The organism is Pseudomonas sp. GNP014 (assembly GCF_054344005.1).
In genome coordinates this window covers 3,840,860-3,863,136 of sequence record NZ_JBTGUS010000001.1, presented here as the reverse complement: position 1 = coordinate 3,863,136, position 22,277 = coordinate 3,840,860, and the positions used below count along the sequence as shown (strand labels likewise).

5 protein-coding genes are annotated in these 22,277 nt (G+C 59.4%); 1 reads left to right on the top strand and 4 read right to left on the bottom strand.

Features of this window, described 5'->3' with window-relative positions:
- Window positions 1–27: 27 nt before the first annotated feature.
- The 3 genes from ACXX9E_RS17345 to ACXX9E_RS17335 are packed head-to-tail and all read right to left on the bottom strand — an operon-like array spanning window position 28 to window position 14,849.
- The gene (locus ACXX9E_RS17345) at window positions 28–483 is read right to left on the bottom strand and encodes an Imm42 family immunity protein (RefSeq protein ID WP_222833120.1); all 456 of its coding nucleotides are present in this window, start codon (window positions 481–483) and stop codon (window positions 28–30) included.
- Window positions 480–13,118, bottom strand: coding sequence for a two-partner secretion domain-containing protein (locus ACXX9E_RS17340; protein ID WP_458555790.1), 12,639 nt, complete (start codon window positions 13,116–13,118; stop codon window positions 480–482). The genes ACXX9E_RS17345 and ACXX9E_RS17340 overlap by 4 nt, the downstream gene beginning before the upstream one ends.
- 24 nt (window positions 13,119–13,142) lie before the next feature.
- Entirely contained in the window at window positions 13,143–14,849 is a 1,707-nt protein-coding gene (locus ACXX9E_RS17335; protein ID WP_458555789.1) for a ShlB/FhaC/HecB family hemolysin secretion/activation protein, read from the bottom strand.
- A gap of 523 nt (window positions 14,850–15,372) precedes the next feature.
- Here ACXX9E_RS17335 and ACXX9E_RS17330 point away from each other — a divergent pair.
- On the top strand, window positions 15,373–16,191 hold the full coding sequence (locus tag ACXX9E_RS17330; protein WP_123467908.1) for an alpha/beta fold hydrolase: 819 nt from the start codon (window positions 15,373–15,375) through the stop codon (window positions 16,189–16,191).
- Between the two features lie 120 nt (window positions 16,192–16,311).
- Here the strand turns inward: ACXX9E_RS17330 and ACXX9E_RS17325 are convergent, their stop codons facing one another.
- Window positions 16,312–22,257 carry a peroxidase family protein gene (locus ACXX9E_RS17325; RefSeq protein WP_458555788.1) on the bottom strand — a complete coding sequence of 1,982 codons (5,946 nt, stop codon included), beginning with the start codon at window positions 22,255–22,257 and terminating at the stop codon, window positions 16,312–16,314.
- Window positions 22,258–22,277 lie beyond the last annotated feature (20 nt).

The window sequence follows — 22,277 nt, the reverse complement described above, 5'->3', positions numbered from 1 at the left end:
CTGCCCAGCTACAACAATATTAAATATCTACAATTCTTCAATACCTTCAATTACGCTACCCACTGCCCCACGAGGCAGCAACGCCTCATGGACAAGGTTGCCAAAGTCCTTACTCCAGACCAATCTGTCTGCATGCTCTGTTTTTTGAAAATAAATAAACAGACCCGCGTCTCCTAGGAAGGTGCAAGTCAGATCTTGAACACCTTCTAAAATGGCGGATTCCCCTTTGAAGAAATAACGATGCGCGGAAGCAAATAATTCTTTTGCAGAAATCGCCGAATCGCCCTCCTCCATATTTTCAAATTCCATTTTTGCGTAGAAGTTCACGGCCGTTTTAAGCTCGACAACATCCACGACATCAAGGAGCCTTTCCCCACCAACAAACAACGAAAACAAGCCGTTTACCCAGAAACAACTTGAATCAGTCCATTCCCTCACCACATCAAACTGAATTGAGAATATAAACGGATCACCGTAAATCATTTCAACCTTACTCCTAGCGCCTTTTGCACCGCCGCCGGTATATAACTGGCCGACAATGGGTTGCCGGCGTCACCCGTACTACCATTCCAGTGAAACACACCATTCGTCCCTTCAAATCGGTGGACGTTGCCATTTTCGTCCTTAGCATAGGTCACAACTTTGTTTGGAAACGTCTGCGGGCTGGGAATAGACTGCCCAAAGAGCTCTATTGAGTTTTTCGGTTCAATGCCCGCAGTAGGCCTGTTCCCTATCTGACCTGGAGTATGCTTGGGGTTCGATTGATAGGTAAGTCCATTTGAGGCAACTGTTGGCTCAAGAGTCGGAATCGGACTCCCTCTGTTTTTCCCTACCACTGATGCAACGGAGGTCTTGCTTCTGGATGCTAAACCACCGGCGCCCAACGCCTCGGCAGTGTCCTTAGCCACCAAGGCGACCTTTTCCCACGTTGGCAAGGACTTGTACAACAACGCCATGTCATTCTGGTTTTCCTTGGTGACAAACTGACGTATCCGTTTTACATCTTCCGCCGACAGGTCAAAAAGCCACGCAAGACTACTGATGCCATCCGCAATGGCAATGCCACCTTCCATTTCAGCCTGGTAATAGATCGCACAAGGCGCAGAACAATCTGAAGCCAACATCTCGGCACGTTGTTTCGCACTGAGTGCTTTATATTTCTCCCAAACTGGCTCGGTAGATTCTCCTTTTTTATTCGCCTGAGCGAGTTCCTTGATCAGATTTTCTGCATCTTTGGAGCTCAACTGGTTATTTTCCACTGCGTTCTTACCGGACAACGCAGCAGCAACGGCATCCAGTGCGCCGGTTCCAACAGAAGCACCACCAATTCCTGCAGCCAACGTTGCCAAACTGGAAATAGTTTGTTTCTGCTCCGAAGTCAGTTGCTCGTTACTGACCCCACCGTACACCGCCTCCTTGATGATCCGAGCGATTTCTTCTGCCGCGACCGCTCCCACCGCTCCCGCAAGGGCCGAGTTCCCACTGGCTTTAGCAACCAGTGCACCCAATACCGCATGAGCCATGAGGTTCGCTGTCGGATCTCCCTCGGTAGCGTCTCTGATTTCTTGGGCGACATAGGGAGCGGCTGCGCCACTCAAGGCTCCAACAATATTCCCACCGAGCACCCCTTGAACAATAGAGGCAATGGCTTGAGACGCTTTCTGGAAGCTGCTGCCCATGCCGTAGTCACGCTGAACTTGCTGGCTGATCTGTTCGCCCGAAGGATTGACGATTCCTTGGTCTTTCAACTTCTGGATAGCAACCTGTGCCGCCTCACTGTTCGGATCTTGAGCCTCCTTGATCTTCGCAGCAGCAATCGCATCTCCCACACCCTTCACCAACTCGATCGAACTCTTCACCAATTCGATTCGCTCTTTCATCGCATCCTGATCAGGCTTGTCGAGTCTTTCGTTGGCATTCGCCGTGTCGCGATTGAGGCCGTCCAGATCCCGGGCGCCTTCAGGGTTGCGAACAATTATCGTACCGTCGCTCACTGCGCTGCGAGTGTGACTTTTGTCAGACTCATTGAGAGAGATGCCGTACAAACCACCGACTGAGGCGTACGCCCCCGCACCACCAAGACCGCCCGAAACACTGCCGCCTGCCGACTGGGCGTCGATTTCACTTATGTTTTTGATGTCATGAGTGATCAGTCGATCCGTTGTCAGCACGTTCTTGTCCGGCGTGGCATCACTGGCAATCACACCACCCTCTAGAGTTGTGGTTTTGCCGACCTCAACGTTGTAGCCACCCGCACCCGCAAATAACCCGGTCTGATCGTTAACGGCTTTGTACTCACTGTTCATGTTGCCTGCAGCGAAGTTGGCCGAAGCGGTAACAGTTGTGCCGTAGCAGAAGGGTGGAATGCAAATGCTGGCACCAAAACCGCCGCTGCCTTGTTTGCTTTTCTGGTCTTCCGTGTCCTGACGAGAAATGATGTTTAGGTTACCGTCGATCAGCGCTTTGATGCTATCGGCATGAACTTGAGCACCTGCCAGAGTCGTATCGCCACCGCTATGAATTACCAACGAACCGCTGTCGATCGTGCTGTTGATCTGGGTAACGGAACTGCCATTACCCATACCCTTTGCGACTTGAGCGCCTAGATCAAGGGTAAAGCCATTTTGCTGGCCAATATTGAAACTTGCGCCGATTGCAGTTTTGTTATTGCTATTGTGATTGGACCAGCTTGCGGTGTTCTGAGCGCTTTCCACGATGATGTTGTTGTTGGCAAGTAACGAAGTAGAAGTCGCTTTGAGGCTGCTGCCAACGATATGAATATCACCCTCATTTTGCGCTGCGCTGCCATTGGCAACGATGGAGAGGGTTCCACCCGCATTGAGTGTGCTTTGTTTCGCCGTTTGACTGGTATAGTCGCTGGTGCTTTTATTATGGGTGTTAGCGAGTTCGGTGCCAATTTTGATCAGAGACCCGTTGCTGGCCGTGCCACCTTGCTTGTCGGCGAATCCGGTTTTTTGATCATTTGCATCCGACGCCATACCGCCGAGGTTGTAGGCGGCCAAAGCCGCCTGCGCCAGTTTCACGGCCTTGAGTCGAGGATCATCCGCGCTTTCGGCAGCCTCCACCGCAGAGCGAATGGTATTGACAGTGTCAATAATTGCACCACCAATAACGCGTCCTACAGCAAGGCTATTGGATTTATCAACGGTGCTTTGCTGCGAGGTTTCCATACCTGCCGTGACGGTGACGTTCGAACCTCGAAGACTCATGTCCTTGGTACTGACAAGATCACTGGCAATAACACTGAGGTCGCCGCCCGCTACCAGACTGACGTTCCCTTTGCTGGATCCTATCGTGCTTCCAGTCAAGGTCGTTTGTGACATCGTGCCATTGTGTTTTTGGCCGCTGATTGACAGATGTTGGTTGCCGGTGATGTCATCGATACCCAGATTGTTAGCAGTCAAGACGCCCGTCAGGTCGTGATTCTTTTCCTTGTGCATTTCGGTTCGAGAAAACGTGTTCTCTGCAGCACCAATAGTCAGATCGCGACCGGCATGAACAGCCAAATCGTTAGTACTGACAAGCGCCGAGCCGATAATAGCGGCGTCCCGCTTAGCGCTGACGGCAATCGTATCGCCCGAGATCAAACTACCCACTGCCATTGTCTGGGTTTCAGTTAGTTGATCGTCAACTTTGCTCGACTTCAAACCGCCCCAACTACTTTTGCTTTGGCTGCGTTCGTGGCGACCGCTACTCGAATCGGTAACTGCCACGATATTCACGTCGTTGCCTGCCCCAAGTCCCACACTGCCGTTCTCAGAAATGACATTGCTGCCTTTAATCAACAAATCGTTACCCGCGGTCAGCACGCTTTTGCCACCCGAGGTGACCGAACTGGCAACGTTGGTAACCGAACTGGTCTCATCAAGTTGAAATTTCTTCTTGGAGGACGTCTTCTTGGTCTTACTGTAAAAGCTGTAATCGCTGTCTTCCGCCGACTCAAGTGCCAAGTTTGCGCCCGCAGTCAGATAGGCCTCCTCACCAGCGCTTACCCGGCTGGCGAGGAGACTCAAGTCTTTACCAGCGTTCAGCGAAACAGTGCCACCGGCCGTCAGCGTCGTGGACACTTGGCTTACATGATCCTCCTGACTCGTGACTTTCTTGGTCTTGGTATACGAGTGCTCTTCATCTGCTGCTGACGCTAGAGTCAGATCACCCACGGCACTTATGCTTACATTGCGCTTGGCGTCGATCTGGCTAGCAATCGCTGTAATGTCACGGCCTGCGTTGACCGTCAGGTTTTGGCCAGCATCGAGAACCGAGCCATATTGAGTAATGGTCTGATCCGTATGTAGTCCACGCTGCCCACCCGTAACTTTTTCAGCCGAGACAAGATTGACGTCGCGACCGGCATTTATCAGGGTGTCCGTGCCACTCTTCAATATCCCCCCCGTGTTATTGAAGTCCCGCCCGGCACCGATGGTCAGACCGTTGGCTGCCTCGATACGCGCAGCGCTATCAACAAAGTCGCTGCGCTCACTGCGGTAGCCGCTGTCGCTTTCGTGGGTGGTGACGGTGCGTTCGTTGATGATGTCCCCACGAGTGGCCGTCAACGACACTTCTTTACCCGCGATAACGCCGCCGGATTTGTTGATCAGGTTGTTGCCGGCCAGCAGGTCGAGGCGATTGCCCGCTTCGATCAGGCCACTGTTGACCAGATCGTTGGTGGCGGTGGCCGACAGGTTGTTGTTGGCCTTCAAGGTACCGGCGTTGTTCAGGTCCTTGCCGGCGATCAGGGTCACGTCGCTGCCCTGGATCAAGGCGCCGTTCGGGGCCAGGCGGTTGTTGGCGTTGGCCAGGTACAGCACTGGCACCAGCACTTGCTCGCCGTTGACTTCGGCGGTTTCCATCCAGACGATGTCGTGGGTCAGCGCCGCGACTTGTTCGGAGGTCAGGCTGACGCCCACCGCAAGGTTGAGCTCGTTTTTGCTGGCGAGTGCGTTGTCCATCAGGTACTTGAACAGGCCGTCGTTGGACGTCTGCCCGTCGATGAACCGCTGACCGGTACGAGCGACCACGGCTTGCTGGATCAGGGTCTGCTCGTAGAAGCCGTCACCCAGGCGCTTGGCGCTTTGATCAGGGTCGTAACCGAGGTTGGACAGCAGGTAGTCCGAGCTCATGAACTGCTTGAGGTCGGTCAGTACCGGGTTGGTTTCGACCAGGTATTTCTGCGGACTGGAATGGCCAGTACTGGCCGGAACACCCTGCACCCGGTTGATGGTGAACGCAGTGGTGCGCCCCGGCAGGGTCGCGCCGCTGGCGTCAGTTGCCGGCGTGCTGACGTCAATCGCACTGGCACCGCCACCCTGTTGCTGGGTCTGGTGATCGACGGTGCTCAGGTTGACGTTGCTGGCTGAGGCCGAGGCATTGTTCGTCAGAAGAATGTTGCGCGTCTGCACGCCTGGCAACGTTTGATCGCGCTGGCTCGGGTTGACGCTGGCGCCGCCCATGGTCCAGCTCTGCGGGCCGGTCGCGACCGGGGCGGTGCTTTCCTGACCGCTCAGGCGGAACAGGCCGTTCTGCCCGGTCGGCAGCGCGAAGCCCGGCAACACCACTGGGTTGACCTGCTGCTGGGCGAGGTTCGGCGGCAGTTGCTGATTGACAGTGACGCGCGTGGAGAACTGGCTGCCACCCGCTCCGGTGCCGGTGCGCGGACCGCTACCGATATAGGTGTAGCCCGGACGTACGACACTGTTATCAATGTTGTTCTGGGCGGTGATGTTGACCGCGCCTGCGGCTTGAATGACGGCGGAATAGCTCTGGTCGCTGCCGGCGATTTTACGGGTGCTGCCCAGCCCCGGCAGTTCCCGTTCGGTCATGCCGATGAAGTTGGCGATACCGCCCTGCAGACCACCCAGATTATTGGCGTCGTAGCCGCTGCTTTCATACCAGTACTGGTTGGTGAAGGCACTTGCTGCGCTGTACCAGCCACCCGCGTTACGGGTGCGCTCGGACATGTAGATGCGGGTGGTTTCGGTCTCACCGGTTTCCACGCCACTGTTGGTCAGGTTCGCCACGTTGGCCGTGAAGTTGCCCGCCGTGGCGATGGTGCTGCTCTGGTTGAGCAGGTCACCGCCATTGATGGTCAGGTTGCTACCTGCGGTGATGCTGGACGCAGCGCTGGCCGCAGTGACCTCGAGTTTTTCGCGCTGCACGATCTCCCAGGCGTGGTTCTGCTTGCCGCTGCAGTCACCGGCGTTGACCCCTTCGATACAGGTGACCTCACCGATGCGCGCGGTGTAGATACCCGCGTTGTTGACCGTGAGCACGTCGCGGATGTTCTGGATCGAGCTCGCCGCCAGCGTCATGCTGCCGTCGCTTTGCAGCGATGCAGAGCGGTTGACGATGGAGTTCGCCAGCCCGCCCTGGCCATTGCGGTCAATCATCAGATTGCCGAGGCTGTAGACGTTACCGTAGTAGTTATTGAAATCGGCAACCCGCAGCGACATGTTCCTGCCGCTGAAAATCAGGCCGCTGGCGTTGACCAGAGTACCGGTGGTCAGAGTCAGGTCAGTGCCGGCGGCCGTGGTGCCGTAGTTGCGCACGCCGCCAGCATTGATGGTCATGCCCGCGCCGGAAGTCAGGCGACCGGCATTATCCAGTTGGCCACTGACATTGAGCGTGGTCTGGCCACCCCCGGCGATGCTGGAGGTGGCTTCCGTAAGGCTGACTTGTGCAGCGTTCAGGGTCAGGTCGCCCTGACTGGTGAGGCGCCCCGGGCCCCAATAAGCGGCACTCAGGCCGACGTTCATGCTGCCGTCACTGGCCAGCAGGCCTTCGTTGAACCAGTTGACGCCGTTACCGGTGAAGCTGTTGGAGGCGAGCAATTGGCCGCTGGCGGTCTGGGTCAGGTTGTTGACGTTGACGGTCAGGCGCCCGGCCTGAATCGAACTGCTGTTGGTCCAGGTGTCGGTGCTGATGGTCAGGCCACCGCGGGTCACGAGGGTGCCGCCGGCGTTGATGACGTTGTTGGTGGAGATGTCAAACGTGCCGGTGCCGACGTGCAACAGGCTGCCAGCGGTATTGAGGAAGCTGCCGGCGCCGAGCGTCAGGTCGGTGTTGGCGGTTTCCAGCGTGCCGTTGCGGTTGTCGAACAGGCCGCCAATCTGGAAGTTGGTTTTGCCGCTGGTGCCAAGGGCACGCAATTGGCCGGTCTGGTTGTCGAGGCTGGCGGCCTTGATCGCCAGGGTGCTGTCGCTCTCGATGATGCCCAGGCGGTTGTTCAGCGCACCAGTCAGGTTGAGGTCGATCTGCTGGCCGGCGATCTGGCCGTCGTTGTCGCCGCTGTTGTCGAAGTTGTTGCCGGTGACGTCGATTTTGCCTTTGGCGTAGAGCCCGCCATTGCGGTTATCGAAGTTGCCGGTCACGACGATGGCGTCGCCGCTTTGTGCGGAAATACGGCCGCCATAGTTGTCGAGGCCCATCGCCGCATTGAGGTTCAAGCGCTGGCCCTGGATCACCCCGCCCTGACGATTGTTGTTCAGGTCATAGCCGTTTTTCAGCACACCGGTCAGGCGCGCGGTGAACGCCGCTTGCAGGCTGGCGAGGACACCGCCACGGCTATCGAGCTGGCCGGCATTGATGGACAGATCACCGGTGGTGGCGAGGATTCGGCCGCTCTGGTTGTCGATATCGCCGGTGCTGACAACGGTGACGGCGCCTTGCGCCTGTACGGTGCCCTTGGCGTTGGCGAGGCTGGCGGCCTGGACTTGCAGGTCGCCGTTCTGGCTGTAGATCAAGCCATCGGCGCTGTTCTGGATGGCGCCCGCTGTGGTGATGGTCAACAGGCCGCTGGCGGCGACGGTGCCACGGTTGCGGTTGTCCAGACCACCGCTCAACAGGGTCATCAGGCCCTGGCTGGCCAGTTGACCGCCCTGGTTGTTGATCTGCGTGGCGCGTTGCAGCAACAACGTGCCGCCACTGGCGATTTTGCCGTTGGTGTTGGTCAGGGCACCGAGCAGGTCGAGGGTCACGGCGCCATTGCCGACCAGACTGCCACCGGTGTTATCCAGGGTGGTACCGGTGAAGCTCAGGTCCTGTGTGGCGTTGACGGTACCGCCGGCGTTGCCCAGCGTCATGGCTTGCAGCGCCAGGGTCGCATCGGTGGCGATCAGACCACCCGCCGCATTGTTCAGCAAACCGCTGACAGTCAGGGTTTGCGCCCCGGTGCTGGAGACCACGCCGTTGTTGCTGTTATCCAGATTGGCTGCGGTGACGCTGAGGTTTTTCTGGGTGACCAGTGCCCCGGCGCCGCTGTTGAGCAAATCCCCACTCAACGTCACGCTGAGGTTGCCATCACTGGCAGAGAGCGTGCCCTTGTTGCGGTTATCGAGGCTGGCAGCGTTGACCGTCAGGCCTTGCACCCCCGAGATCACCCCGTTCTGGTTGACCAATGCACCGGTGTTGAGATTCAGCCGATTGTTGCTGACCAGCTTGCCGTTGCTGTTATCGAGGCTGCGGGCAACAAGGTCGATACTTTGGCTGCTGGCGATCTTGCCGCTGCGGTTGGTCAAGTCACGCAGGTGCTGAATGCTCAGTTGGCCTTCGGTGGTGATCAAGCCACCGTCGTTGTTCAGGTCTGCGGTGGCTGCAGCGAAATCAATGGCAATTGCACTGCCCAGCAGCAAGCCGTTCTGGTTGTTCAGACCGTTGCTGTTGATAGTCAGGCCCGTGGTGGCATTGATCAGCCCCAGGTTCTGGTTGGTGAGCAGGCCGTCGAGGTTCAGGTCCAGATTCGCGCGGCTGGTCAGTGTGCCGCCGCTGTTGTCGAGGCTGGCGGCTTTGATGTCCAGCGCGGCGGCGGCAATCAGGCCTTTGAGGTTGGTCAGCGCCTGGTCGATGCGCAGCGTCACGGCCTGATTGCTGAGCAATTTGCCGTTGCTGTTATCGAGGCTGCGCGCCGTCACAGTAAACGCCTGGGTGCTGGAGATCTCACCGCCGTCGTTGTTGACGTCCTGAAGGTTCTTGAGCATCAGCAACGGCGCGCCGATCAGGCCGTTCTGGTTGTTCAGTTGACCGTGATTGAGGTCCAGATCCAGCGACGTATTGCTGAACAGCTGACCGCCCTGCTGATCCAGACCGGTAACGTTCGCGGTCAGGGCGGCATTACTGGCGATGCGGCCGCCGTCCTGGTTGGTCAGTTGGGTCGCCTTCAGGTCCAGCGTATCGCCACTGTTCAACTTGCCGTTGTGGCTGTTGTCGAGCGTACCGGTCTGCACCACCATCGCGCCTTTGGCGCTGAGGCTGCCGCCGTTGCTGTTGTCGAGGCTGGCACTGGTGAGGTTGAGGCTGGCGTCGGTGACGATCTGACCACCGCGGTTGAGCACCACGCCGGTGGTGGTCAATGTCAACGGCCCGGCAACGGACAGGCTGCCGAGGTTGTTGGTCAGACTCGCCGCCGTCACGCCAAGGCTGCCCTCGGCGCTGATCAGGCCCTGGCTGTTATTCAGATCGCCGCTCAGGTCGAGCTTCAGATTGTTCTGGCTCAGGAGCGCACCCGCAGTGCTGTCGAGGCTGCGTCCGGTCAGGGTCAGGTCGGTCTTGCCCGACAGCAGGCCCTTGGCGCGGTTGAATACTTCGTCGACGGTCAGGGTCAACGCACCTTGCGCAATCAGCTTGCCGCCGTCGCTGTTGTCCAGACGACTGCCGAGCAGCGTCACGTCAGCCTGGCTGGACAGCTCGCCGCCACGGTTGTCGACCGCATCGACCGTCAGTTGCAGCGCGTCATTCGCGCCGACGAGGCCGCCGTTACGGTTATCGAGGCTGTTGCCGGTGAGCTTCAGCCCGGCGGTTGCCACCAGTTCACCGTGCTGGTTATTGAGCGTCGCGACGTTGGCGATAACGTCGGCTTTACCGGCAATGTGCCCTTCGCTGTTGTCGACGCTGTCGGCTTTCAGGTTCAGCTCATCGTCAGCGATCAGCGTACCGCCCTGGTTGACCAGTTGACCGTCCACCGTCACCCCGAGGGTGCCACGGCTGGTGATCAGGCCGCCGCTGTTGTCCAGTCGAGCGCTTTTGACATCCACGCTCTGCGCGGAAATCAGGCCTTTGACGCTGGCCAGCAGTTGCTCGATGCGCAGGGTCAGGCCCTGATTGCTGATCAACTTGCCGTTGTTGCTGTTATCGAGGTTTTGCGCGGTCAGGGTGAACGCCTGGGCGCTGGAGATTTCACCGCCCTGGTTATCGACATCCTTGAGGTTTTTCAGCACCAGCAGTGGTGCATTAATCAGGCCGTTGCGGTTGTTCAACTGGCCGTGATTGAGGTCGAGGCTCAGGGAGGTTTTGCTGAACAGTTGACCGCCCTGCTGATCGAAGCCGGTGACCGTTGCGGTCAGCGCTTTTTCGCTGGCGATCCGGCTACCGGTGCCGTTGCTCACCTCAGTTGCGTTGAGGTCCAGGGTGTCGCCGCTGATCAAACTGCCGCCGGAGGCGTTGTTGAAGACGCCAGTGGTCAGCGCGGTCGCTTTCTTGCCGCTGATCAAACCGCCCTGACTGTTATCCAGACTTTGTGAAGCGAGGCTCAGCCCGTTGTCGGTGGCGATCGAACCCGCCTGGTTGTTCAGGCTGCCCGTGATAGTCAGTGCCAGGGCGCCGGCGCTCGACAGGTGACTGCGGGTGTTGTCGAGACTGCCGGCGTGTACGGTCAACGTTCCTTCGCTGCTGATCAGACCTTCGATATTGCTCAAGGCATTATCGAGACGTATGTCCAGATTGCCCTGTCGGGTCACGAAGCTGCCGCCGCTGTTGTCCAGGCTTTGCCCGACCAGCGTCGAGTTGCCCACACTGAACAGTTGTCCGAGGGTCTGATTGATGACCCGGGCCACAGTCAAGCCAAGGGTAGTTCCGGCCAGGACCTTGCCGCTGTCACTGTTGTTCAGGCTTTGACCGATGACGCTCACATCGACGGTGCTGGAGATTTCACCGCCGCGGTTGTCGATGTCATCGACCGTCAGTTTCAGCGCGTTTGTGGTAGATACCAGACCGCCGTTACGGTTATCCAGCGACTGGCCGGTGAGCAACAAGGCGCCTGGAGCGACCAGCTTGCCGCCCTGGTTGATGAACTGCGCCACGTTGGCGGTAAGATCGGATTGGCTGGAAATGCGTCCGACGCTGTTGTCAATGCGCGTCACGCCGATAATCATCGGCCCGGTTGCGCTGAGCAAACCGCCACGGTTATCCAGTTGCGTGCCGGTGTAGTTGACGGCGGCCTGGCTATCGAGCAGACCTTTGTCGCGGTTGTCGAGTGTGCCAACGCTGAGTTGCAGGTCTTTGGTCGCGCGAACTTTACCGCCGCGGTTGTCCACGGAATCGCTGCGCAAGGTCAGGCGATCCTTGCCGACCACGCTGCCACCACGGTTGTCGAGACTGCCACTCTGGACATCGACCAGCCCTTTGGCGCTCAGGTCGCCGCTCTGGTTGTCGAACAGGCCAGTGATGCGTGCAGTCAGACTGCCGTCGCTGACGAGGCTGCCTTCATGGCTGTTGTCGAGGCTGGCGGCGGTGATGCTGACGCTCGCACCGGAACCCAGCACGCCGTTGCGGTTGTTCAGCGCGCCGATCAAGCCGATGTTCAGCGCGACGTCGCCAGTGACCTGGCCGTCGCTGTTGTCCAGCGTGATCGCGTTGATACGGGTGGTGCCGGCGCTGGAGATCTCGCCGTCGTGGTTATTCAGATCGCCGAGATCGGCGCCGAGGTTGCCGCTGCTGCTGATCACGCCCTGCGTGTTGAGCACCTTGCTGGCGTTCAACTGCACCGTCGAGTTGCCGAGAACGTTGCCCTTGTTCTGGTTGTCCAGGGTGGTGGCCGTGAGGCGCGTGGCCTGCTGGGCGCTCAAGGTGCCGCCCTGGTTGTTCAGGGTTTGCCCGACGTTCGCCGTCAGGTTGCGACTGGCGATGATGCTTTTGCCGTTGTTGTTGAGGTTCTGCGCACTCAGGTTCACGTCGCCGGCGTTGTTGCGGCTATTGTCGGCGTTGACCCCGGCTTCGATGACGCCGTTGTTGCTCAGGCTGCCGCCGGCGCTGAGGCTGATGCTGTCGCGCGCGGCGAGACTTTGCTGGTTGCTCAGATCACCCTGGGTTTGCACGTTCAGAGCGGTGCCGGCGTAGACCGGACCTTGGGCATCAAAGCTGTTGGCCTTGACGTTCACAGCAGTGGCCGCCGAGGTCTGCGCCAGGGTCAATTGACCGTTGGCATCAATCTGGATATCGCCACCACTGGCGGCCAGATTGCCCGCCAGTTTCACCCCGACCCCGGCCTCGGTGCCCACCAGTTTGATTGTCCCGGCGTACATCCCGCCCAGCGCCGAGGAGTCGATGGCCAGCTGCGGTTTGCTGCTGCCATCATCGGCGCGGGCCGTGGCATTGAGGGTTTGCGCGTTGACGTCGTTGCGCCCGGCGACGATGGTCAGGTTCTGCGCTTGAATCTCGGCGTTGATCTTCGCACTGCGGGTGATGATTTCGAAGCGGTCGACGTTGTTGGCATTGAGGCCGGCGCCTTCGATGGCAACGCTGCCCTGATCGACCTGAAAACGATCCAGACGACCGTTGTCGAGCACCGGCTTACCGGTGGACAAGGTCACCCGTGGGGCGTTGATGAAGCCGCAGCCATTACAGGTAATGCCATACGGGTTGGCGACGATAACGCGTGCCGACTGCCCCGCCACTTCGGTGTAGCCGCGCAACTGGCTTGGATTGCCGCTGACGACTTCGTTGAGAATCGTCGACGCCGAACCACTGTTTTTCAGGTTCGGGTTGCCGATGATGTGCCCGCCCAACTGAGTGTTCGACGTTTGCGTCGCACCGTTGTTGAGGATGACGCCCTGAGCACCGACGTTGTAATCGTTGAACTGGTTGTGCGACAGACCGCTGCCGTTGGGCGTGGCGATATTGATGATCGGCACACCGTTACCGGCACGGTCCAGCGAGGTGTTCGGGTTGGCCACGACGATGCCGTCGGCCTGCGCCCACATCGGTTGCCAGAACATGACGTTGGCCAGCAGAAACGCCAGTCCGCGCTTGGGCATACCGAGGAACAAATCACGGTTTTTCAAGGCGGCGGATGGCTGGGCTGCAAAAAAGGCGAACTGGCGAACGTCCATGTCGATGATCCCGAAAGGCTGTAATTAGATGAAGAAATCCAGGCGGAAATAGATCGGTGCTTCGCGCTCGGTGAGCACATCCGGTCGTTCCAGGGAATGGGCGAATGTCACGCTGGCGGCGACGTGCTGGCCGCGGGCGAACAGTTCCAGCGAGTTGCTCGACATGCGCCCGTGCTGATCACCGTTGTAGCGACCGTTCTGGATCACGCCCTGGTCATAGCCGATGCTGGTGCCGTATTCGCTGAACACCGGTTGCAGCCATTGGGCCGTGACCGGACGCGCCCAGCGCAGATCGTTGCGCCAGTAACCGCCGCTGTCGCCGGACAACGACTGATCCTTGTAACCGCGAATCGACGACGAGCCCCCAAGGCTGGTGCGCTGCGGGCTGAACAGCACATCTTCGCTGCGCTGGCCGGTCATCAGGCTGCTGAAACTGAGCGACTCCCCCCACAGCTTGAACGGCTGCAGGTAGCTCACGGTCGCGGTGTATTTGCGGTAGCGCGCATCCGGTTCGCCCGGACCCGGATCGTGACTGCCCTGGGCGTCGAACGCACCGATGCCTTCCTGCATGCCCGCATCGAAGTTGACGAAAGCATTGCCGATGCGACGGCCATGGTTGATGCCGAACTGCGCTTCACTGATGCGATTGCTGCTGAGCTTGAGCTTGCTGTCTTCGATGAAGTTGTTGGTGCGCAGGTACGACAGGCCGGTGCTGAGCGAGGTCTTGCTGACGGCATCGCGATAAATCACCCGCTCGGCGCGTACCTGGTGGTTTTCGCTGTCGCCGGTCTGTTTGAAGTTGTAACCGTTGGCGGCGATCTGCGAGCGGTAGTCGCTCTGGCTGTAGGTGTAGGTGAAGTTCCACCAGCCCCACGGCAGGTTGTAGTTGAGCATGGCGTTGCTGGAAGTGTGCTGGTGATCGGTCATCGCATCGTGACCGCCACGCAGGCTCAACTGATCGGCCAGGCCCAGCGGGCTGTCCCAATCGAACGTCGTGCCCCACTGCTGCTCGCCGGTGCTGCGCTGGCCATCGTTGCTGCGCGACAGGCCGGCACGCCAGGGTTTTTGCGGGGTATTGGTCACCAGCACCGTGCTGCCACCCACATTCTCGCCCGGTGACAGCTCCATCTTGGCCTGATTGGACGGCAGGCGATTGAGCTGATCGACCATCTGCTCGATTTCGCGCAGATTGACCAGCTCACCGGTCTTGCCAGGAAATGCCATCGCCAGTTCGCGGTCCGACAGCTTGCTGTTCTCGGCGCCCTTGAGGCCTTCGAGTTTGCCTTCGACCACCAGCACTTTCAGGTGGCCGGCGGACAGGTCCTGCTGTGGCAGGTAGGCGCGACTGGTGACCAGCCCCTTCTCGATGTAGTAGTCGGTGATGACTTTCAGCAACGCGTTGAGTTGCGGCACACCGAGACATTCACCGATGTAGGGTTTGAGCAGGCTGTCCCTGTCGCGCTCGGAGAGGCTGTCGGCGCCCTTGAGTTCGATGTCCTTGATCAGAAAGCAACGGCTATCCGTGGGCGCCGTCGGTGGCGCAGGTTTGACGTCTTTACCCGGCAGGTCCTTGAGTTCTTCCAGTCGCCGTTGCTGCTCTTCGAGCAAACGGTTCTGGCGATCGCGAATCAGATCGGTTTCCCCGGGGGTGGGGGCGGCAAACGCAATTTGAAGCGGAGACAGGCACAGCAAAACTGCACACAGCCGCGCCGCGAGGGCGGGTGAGGACATGTTCGATCCCTCGATACGAAAGTGATATCAAAATAATGGCGCGATGTTAGATGGCCATCATTTTGACGTCAAACTTAAGTTTCTACCGTCTGTCGGGGATTCGTGCGGGTTTTCCTCAGTGTTCTATAGCAAGCCGGGTGGCCACCTCATCGGGCGCCAATAAGCGACCCTCTGCAGACCTGAGTTCCCGTTTGCGAATCGGCTGTCGATGTTATGCATCGACCATCACCGAACCCGGCTCACCCGGCGCGTACATGAACCCCGCCCCATTGCGACAACGCGACGATCACGGTTTGCAGGGCCCGGCCAGCGGACAGGCATTGCCCTGCAGGCTTTTGCGTTTCACGCCTTCATACTCCCTCGAATAATCGCTCGAAGTTGCACCATAGAACCTGGCGATCAATCAGACGTCATTGCAACCCAGCACCTGCATACAAGTCGCCCGCCTGCTTTGCGCAGATAGTGAAGGCTGCCATTCCGGCATCTGCACGCCCATCAGCGAACCCTGACGCAAGGAGTTTTCATGAGCACGTTCTTCACTCACGACGGCATCGAAATCTATTACAAGGACTGGGGCAGCGGTAAGCCCGTGTTGTTCAGCCACGGCTGGCCGCTGGATGCGGACATGTGGGAATACCAGATGGAATACCTGAGCAGCCGCGGTTACCGCACCATTGCCTTCGACCGTCGCGGCTTCGGCCGTTCCGAACAGCCTTGGCACGGTTACGACTACGACACCTTCGCCGATGACATCGCGCAGCTGATCAAGCATCTGGACCTGCGCGAAGTCACCCTGGTGGGCTTCTCCATGGGCGGCGGCGACGTCAGCCGCTACATCGCCCGGCACGGCAGCGAGCGAGTTGCTGGCCTGGTGCTGCTGGGCGCGGTGACGCCGTTGTTCGGCCAGAAAGCCGACTTCCCGCAAGGCGTCGACAAGTCGGTGTTCGATGGCATCAAGGCTGGCCTGCTGAAAGATCGCGCACAGTTCATTGCTGATTTTGCCGCACCGTTCTATGGCACCAACCAAGGCCAGAAAGTCTCCGATGGCGTGCTCACGCAAACCCTGAACATCGCGCTGATGGCCTCGCTCAAAGGCACAGTGGATTGCGTCACCGCGTTCTCGGAAACCGACTTCCGCCCGGACATGAGCAAAATCGACGTGCCGACCCTGGTGATCCACGGCGACGGCGACCAGATCGTCCCGTTCGAAACCACCGGCAAACAGGCGGCGGCACAGATCAAGGGCGCTGAACTGAAGGTCTACGCCGGTGCGCCGCACGGGTTTGCAGTGACGCATGCGCAGGCGTTGAATGAGGATCTGCTGGCGTTCCTCAACCGCTGAGAGGCTTCGCGTGAGGATTTGATTCAGCCGGTGCCGAACTCAATTCCTTGACCGCCAAGTGCCGCTCACGAAAAAGGCGCCCCTTCCCTGAGGTGGGCGCCTTTTTTACCGGTTGCCGATTCAAACCACGCCAACAAAATCACTCGCTGTCAGCGCAACATGCCCAACCAGATCTATTTGAATATCCGCTCCAGATCCCGAATTTACATTGCCCTCCACATAGGTGTGATCCACGCCGCCAACGTTCACGAAGTGGTACTTCAGTTGTGACTGATTGCTGAACTCGGTACCCACGCCATTCCATTCGCCGAGGAACGTGAAATCCTGATTACCGGCCGAACCGGCGCCGGAAGTTCGCGAGTCAATCAGCGACAGATCAATATGGTCCTGCCCCTGAGTGAAATCATTGATGACATCGCGCGTGAGAACCGTCGTTCCCGAGTCGCCTGTGGCAGAGAAAACGAACACATCATTGCCTGTGCCGCCGGACAAGGTGTCGCGATTGCCGCCGCCCTCGAGCGTGTCACTGCCACCTCCGCCAGCGAGTGTGTCGCTGCTGCCCTGCCCCGTCAGGACGTTGTTGCCAGCATCACCGGTCAAGGTGTTGGCGCCGCTGCTGCCGATCACGTTTTCAACGTTGATCAGCGTGTCGTTGCCAGTCTGCGAGCTGCTCGCCAGACCGGTCGCCAGGTTGACCGTGGCACTGGCCGACGTACCCGACAAGTCGTATGTGTCATTGTCACCACCACCGTCGTAGCTGTCGTTGCCGTCGTTGACCGAGGCGCGCAAAGCGTCATTCCCCAGGCCGCCAAACACGCTGTCCAGGCCTTGCCCACCCACCAGCGTGTCGTTGCCGCTGCCACCGTCCAGCCAGTCATTGCCGCCCTGACCTTGCAGCACGTTGCTGGTGCTGTCGCCCAGGATATGATCGTTGCCAGAGCCACCGTTGACGTTTTCAATGCCGGTCAGGGTGTCACTGCCGGTCTGAGTGCTGGTTGAGGTGCCTGCCTGCAAATCCACCGTGGCCGCCGCCGAGGTGGCGGAGAGGTCATAGGTGTCGGTCCCGGCGCCGCCGTCATAATGGTCGTTACCATCGTTGAGCGACGCCAGCATCGTGTCGTTGCCACCGCCCCCCGACAGCGTGTCATTGCCGGCCAGCCCGGTGAGCTGGTTGTTGCCACTGTTGCCGGTGATGACGTTGTCCAGAGCGTTACCCGTGCCATTGATATTGGCCGAGCCGAGCAAGGTCAGGTTTTCGACGTTGGCCCCCAGGGTGTAACTGATCGACGACATCACAGTGTCGGTGCCCTCATTGAGGTTTTCCTGCACCACATCGCCATTGGCGTCGACCATATAGATGTCGTTACCGGCATTGCCACGCATCGTGTCGTTGCCACTACCGCCATCCAGCAGATCCGAGCCGAGACCGCCATTGAGCACGTCGTTACCTGAATAGCCCATCAGGATGTCCTGATAGTTGGTGCCGTTGAGGGTATTGCTGAAGAAGTTGGTGCCCTCGATGAAGCGTCCGACCGCTTCCGTCGGATCTGAAGTCAATTGCTCCACGGTGCCGTTATTGTCGGTGTAGGTGGTCAGCACTCGCACCTGCTGACCAAACTGCGCCGAGGTCGGGGCAAAGGTCGAAGCATTGGCGCCTGCGATGTTCAGCCACGCGGCGCCCACCAGTGCTTGCCATTGATAGGAGAAGCCGCTTGGGCCCGGCAAGCCGTCGGCATCTTGAATCGCCGACGTGTTGGCGGTCAGCCGATACTGCGTTGGCACTGGCCGGCTCGGCGTGGCGGGCGCGGTGGCAAATCCCGACACTGCAACATTGCCGGTGGGCAAATGGTTGGTGATGCTCAGATTGACCGTGCGATCGGCGAAGCGCAGTTTCTCGACACCGATCACGATGTCGGTGCCGTCGACATTCGCAGCCCCCACGCGCAGATCCACCACCTTGAACGCGGTGATCAACTCGCCCCCCGGACGGGTGTCGGTGAACTTGGTGATGCTGTAGTCGGCGAAGTTGCCACTGAGGATCGCGGTATCGGCTGCGCCATCGGCCGTACCGGGCGCAGCATGGTTATCACCCAGGATGAAATCCGGACGACTGGCTTGCAGGCCGGTGAAATGCTCGGCAAAGCCCTGACTGGCGAGCAAGTGATTGAGGTCGGCAAGTTTGATCGAGTCGCCGACGATTACATCATTACCGCCGTTGCCTTGGGCGACGTCGTCGCCGCTGCCGCCAATCAGCCAGTTCTCGGTGGCGCTGCCGATCAGGCCGGCCGTCGGATTGGCCGGCACGGCACTGTTGGGCCGACTGTCACTGAAGCGCGAACCGATCAGCCCTTCAATGTCGGTGAGCAAGGCGTTGAACGGCTGGAACAGCACGCCAGTGCCCGGGGCGGCGACGATATTCTGGTTGTTCAGATCCGCCGCCGCATCCAGCGCAATGTTCACATCGCTGAATGCGGCAATGTCGAAGCCGACATCGCCAATGGCCTCATCGCCGTCACCTTGGCCGGGAGCACCACCGAGCCCCGGCAGCAAAATGTCGTCGCCGGCACCGCCGAACTCCTGGTCGCCGGTGGAACCGCCGGAAATGATGTCGTCGCCGTCTTCGCCGAACAGGATGTCCGGGCCGTCACCACCATAGATTTCATCGTTGCCGTCGCCGCCATGCACCAGGTCGGTGTCGCCACCGGCATCGATGTAATCGTTACCGGCACCGCCGTACAGTTCGTCGATCCCGGCTTCACCGTAAAGGTGGTCATTGCCGTTGCCGCCGATCACCACATCCAGGACGCCGGCACTGGTCCCGGCATAAATGGTGTCGTCGCCATCCCCGCCATCGAGGAAGTCTTCGATGTCGCCACCGTAGATCACGTCGTTACCGGCGCCACCGTAGATATGGTCGGCACCCGACTTGCCATCGAGGATGTCGTCGCCACCCTCGCCATAGATCGTATCGTCGCCGTCGCCGGCATCCAGCCAGTCGTTATAGTCGGTACCGACCAGCACCTCGTGGGAGTTGTAGCCTACGGCTGCGGTGCCGTCAGGGTTCTGGCCCTGATCCGGCCGGTAGTCACGGATATAGGTTTGCGAGGTATGGGTTTCCGGATTGCTCAGGCTCACCAGCAAGCCGTTGCCACCGATCCCGCCAACGCCACCGGTGGAATAGACGCCCAAGTGGTTGGCTTCGATCAGCGTGCCGTACTTGTGCTCGCTCTTGTACGCGGTCGGACTGGCGCCCGAGTCGGTGTAACTCAACTCGATGTAGCTGTCGGCATAGCCAAACACATCCCCGGCCAGGTGCCGTGCGTCGGTGGTGCGTTCGATGATGTCCTTGAACTGCTCGGTGACCACCTGCTCGTTGAGGTTGGTCATCGCCGGCAAACCGAGGTCGAGGCGGAACAGGTAGTAGAAACGGTCACCGTCCATCAACCGTTCCATCTGATCCTCGAAGATCGCATTGAAGGTGGTCCCCAGTTGCCCGGTATAGACGTGCTTTTCCGCCAGGCCGCCGATCCATAGATCGATCGCGTTGTAACCGTCATAACCGGCCACGTGATTGCCGGCAGGATCGGCTGCGCCGGAGAGGAAATAGGCCGCTTGCTCTGCCGTCACACTGCCACCGGCGTAGTTGGTGGTCACGCCCGTCGCATCGGCATCGATGATCGCCTGGGCGTGCGCCACATCACCGTCGAACGAATAGGCCGCGATGAAGTTCACCAGCGACTCGGGGTGAATCATGTTGTTGGCGAAGTCGCTCCAGCTGGTATAGGGCGTGAGGCCATCGACGATCAGGTTAGTGTGGTGCTGCGCACCGGCCGGCGAGGCCCGTTCTGCGATCAACGCATCGTGGATCTGCTGCCGCGCCTGGTTCAGGGTAGGCAGCCCCAGATCTCGACCGCGCGCCAGGTTGATGGTCGCCAGGTCCAGTGGCTGGCCGAGCAAGCCCTGCTGCAATGCCGGGGTGACGAACTCATCGATTTCGTTGCTGATCTGCCGGGTCATGCCCAGCGCAATTGCGGTGGGTCCCACTTCGGCAAAACCGCCCGGATTGAGAAACGCCTGCTCCAGCGCATAGTGGGTGATCGCGCCGGTCAGGTCGTAGCCACCACTGGCGTTTTTCTCCAGCGCATCAATGGTCTCGCGCAGTTGCGAGTGGCCGAAGCGGAATGCGGCCTGACCGTACTCCAGCGAGATATTGGTGTTGATCCCCGAGTCATAGGTGACGAATTCGGGCAGATCCGGCGTGATCAGCCGGGCGTACTGGTCGATCGCCACGTGCTGGTATTCCATCTCCACGGTGAGTTTGGCGGCGTAGAACAATTTGTCCTGATCCCAAGACACCGTGACGCCGTCGGCCAGGGTGAAGTTGCCATTGGCGTCGCTGTAAAAACCGCCGCTGCCATTGCTGATCTGCACTTGCCAGTTGTGCCGGACATTGACGTCAGCCTGGCTCAGCACTTCGTTCTGCAGGTTGATCAGCTGCACGTTGTGATCTTCGTGGAACACGTGATGGATCGCCGTGAGACCGAAGTTTTCGTTCACCCGTCCGTCGCCGGCAATGTAGTGATCGCCCACCGATTGCAGCAACAGTTCGTTGGCCACTGCGTAATCGGCACTGCCCGCTGCCGCGCTGATGGTGAAATCAGCAAAGTTGACGAAGCTGAACAGATTCTTCGGCCCGGCATTATCGTAATTGACGACCATGCCGTAAGGGTTGTTGGCATCGAAGGTGATGCTGGTGATGTGCGCGTCCAGCGACATCAGTCGGGCCTGGTCGATGTGCGCATCATCGAAGTGCGGGTTCATGTCCAGCAACAACGCCTCACGGGTGTACACCGCCTGCACGCCAGCGGTGTTGGGATCGGCATCGAGCACATGCCCATGGGCATCGCGCACGCGGAAGTTGGCGATGTCGTCCCAGGTCAGATCGTCACGACCGGTGGCCAGCACATGGGCGCGCAATTCGCTCAAGGTCGGCAGGGTCTGGTGGGTCAGTACGCCGTTGAGTGTCCAGGCGGCTTCATCGCTCAGGGTCGTGCCATCGAACAGCGCCGCGCCGGCAATGAATTGCCCCGGGTGATTGGGATCGGCCACCCACTGGCGCAACAACTGCGTGACCGCGTCATTGGAGCCGTAGGTCTGGTTCTGATCGATGTAGGGCGAGTCGAGGTTGACGTACTGTGCCTGCCCCTGCCCGTCCACTTCAGCCACGGAGGCCCGGTGGACCTTGATCGAATAAACCGGCTGCCCATCCGGACCGATCGTGCCGTAGAGCGGATCGTCCGGCGCCAGCGGAATGGTGATCGTCGCGTTCTGGTTGGGCTTGTTGATGAAGTCCAGGCCGTGGTCGAAGAATTGCCCGAACAGGGTGAACCAGCCGGTGGTCGACGGATCGCCTGACACGGTGTTCTGGTTGCGGATGTAGTACTGGCCGGAGTCCGGCGCACTGGTGTCGACTTCACCGATGGTGCCGAGAATGCCCGGATCGGTGACGATCGCCACGCCCGTGGCGGTGTGCTGGATATGGCCATTGGCGTCGGTGGCGAAGGTGACCCCGCCGCTGACGATGGTCTGGCTGATCATCCGCGGGGTGTAGTCCACCAGCGATGCTGTCGGATCGCTATAGAGTGAACTACTGTCAGTCATGGGCGTGGCGCCTGCCGGAACGCCGGCGCCGGCCAAGGCGTCGTTACTCAGATTTTGCTGGACGTAGTGGTTGTAGTCCGAATGGGTCAAACGGATGAAGTTCTGCCCGAAACTGCCCCAGCTTTGCCCGTCCTGAGTCAGGTTGTTGAAATGGCCGGAGACGTTGCGCAGACCGATCGGATCGCGGGCGCCGTTGTACCAGACGGTTTCACCGGGCGGTGTGTCGAGTGGGTTGAAGCTACCCAGCAAGCCGAGCACATGGACATTGCCATCGGAACCGTCATAGCCGTATAGCGGCTGACCGGCGCTGTCGTAGCCAACGATATGGATGGTCGGAAACGTCACCTGTTGCTCGAGGAACGAAATATCGTTGCTGTTGAGGGTGAAGCGCTTTAGCTGGTACATGGCAAACTCCGGATATCCGT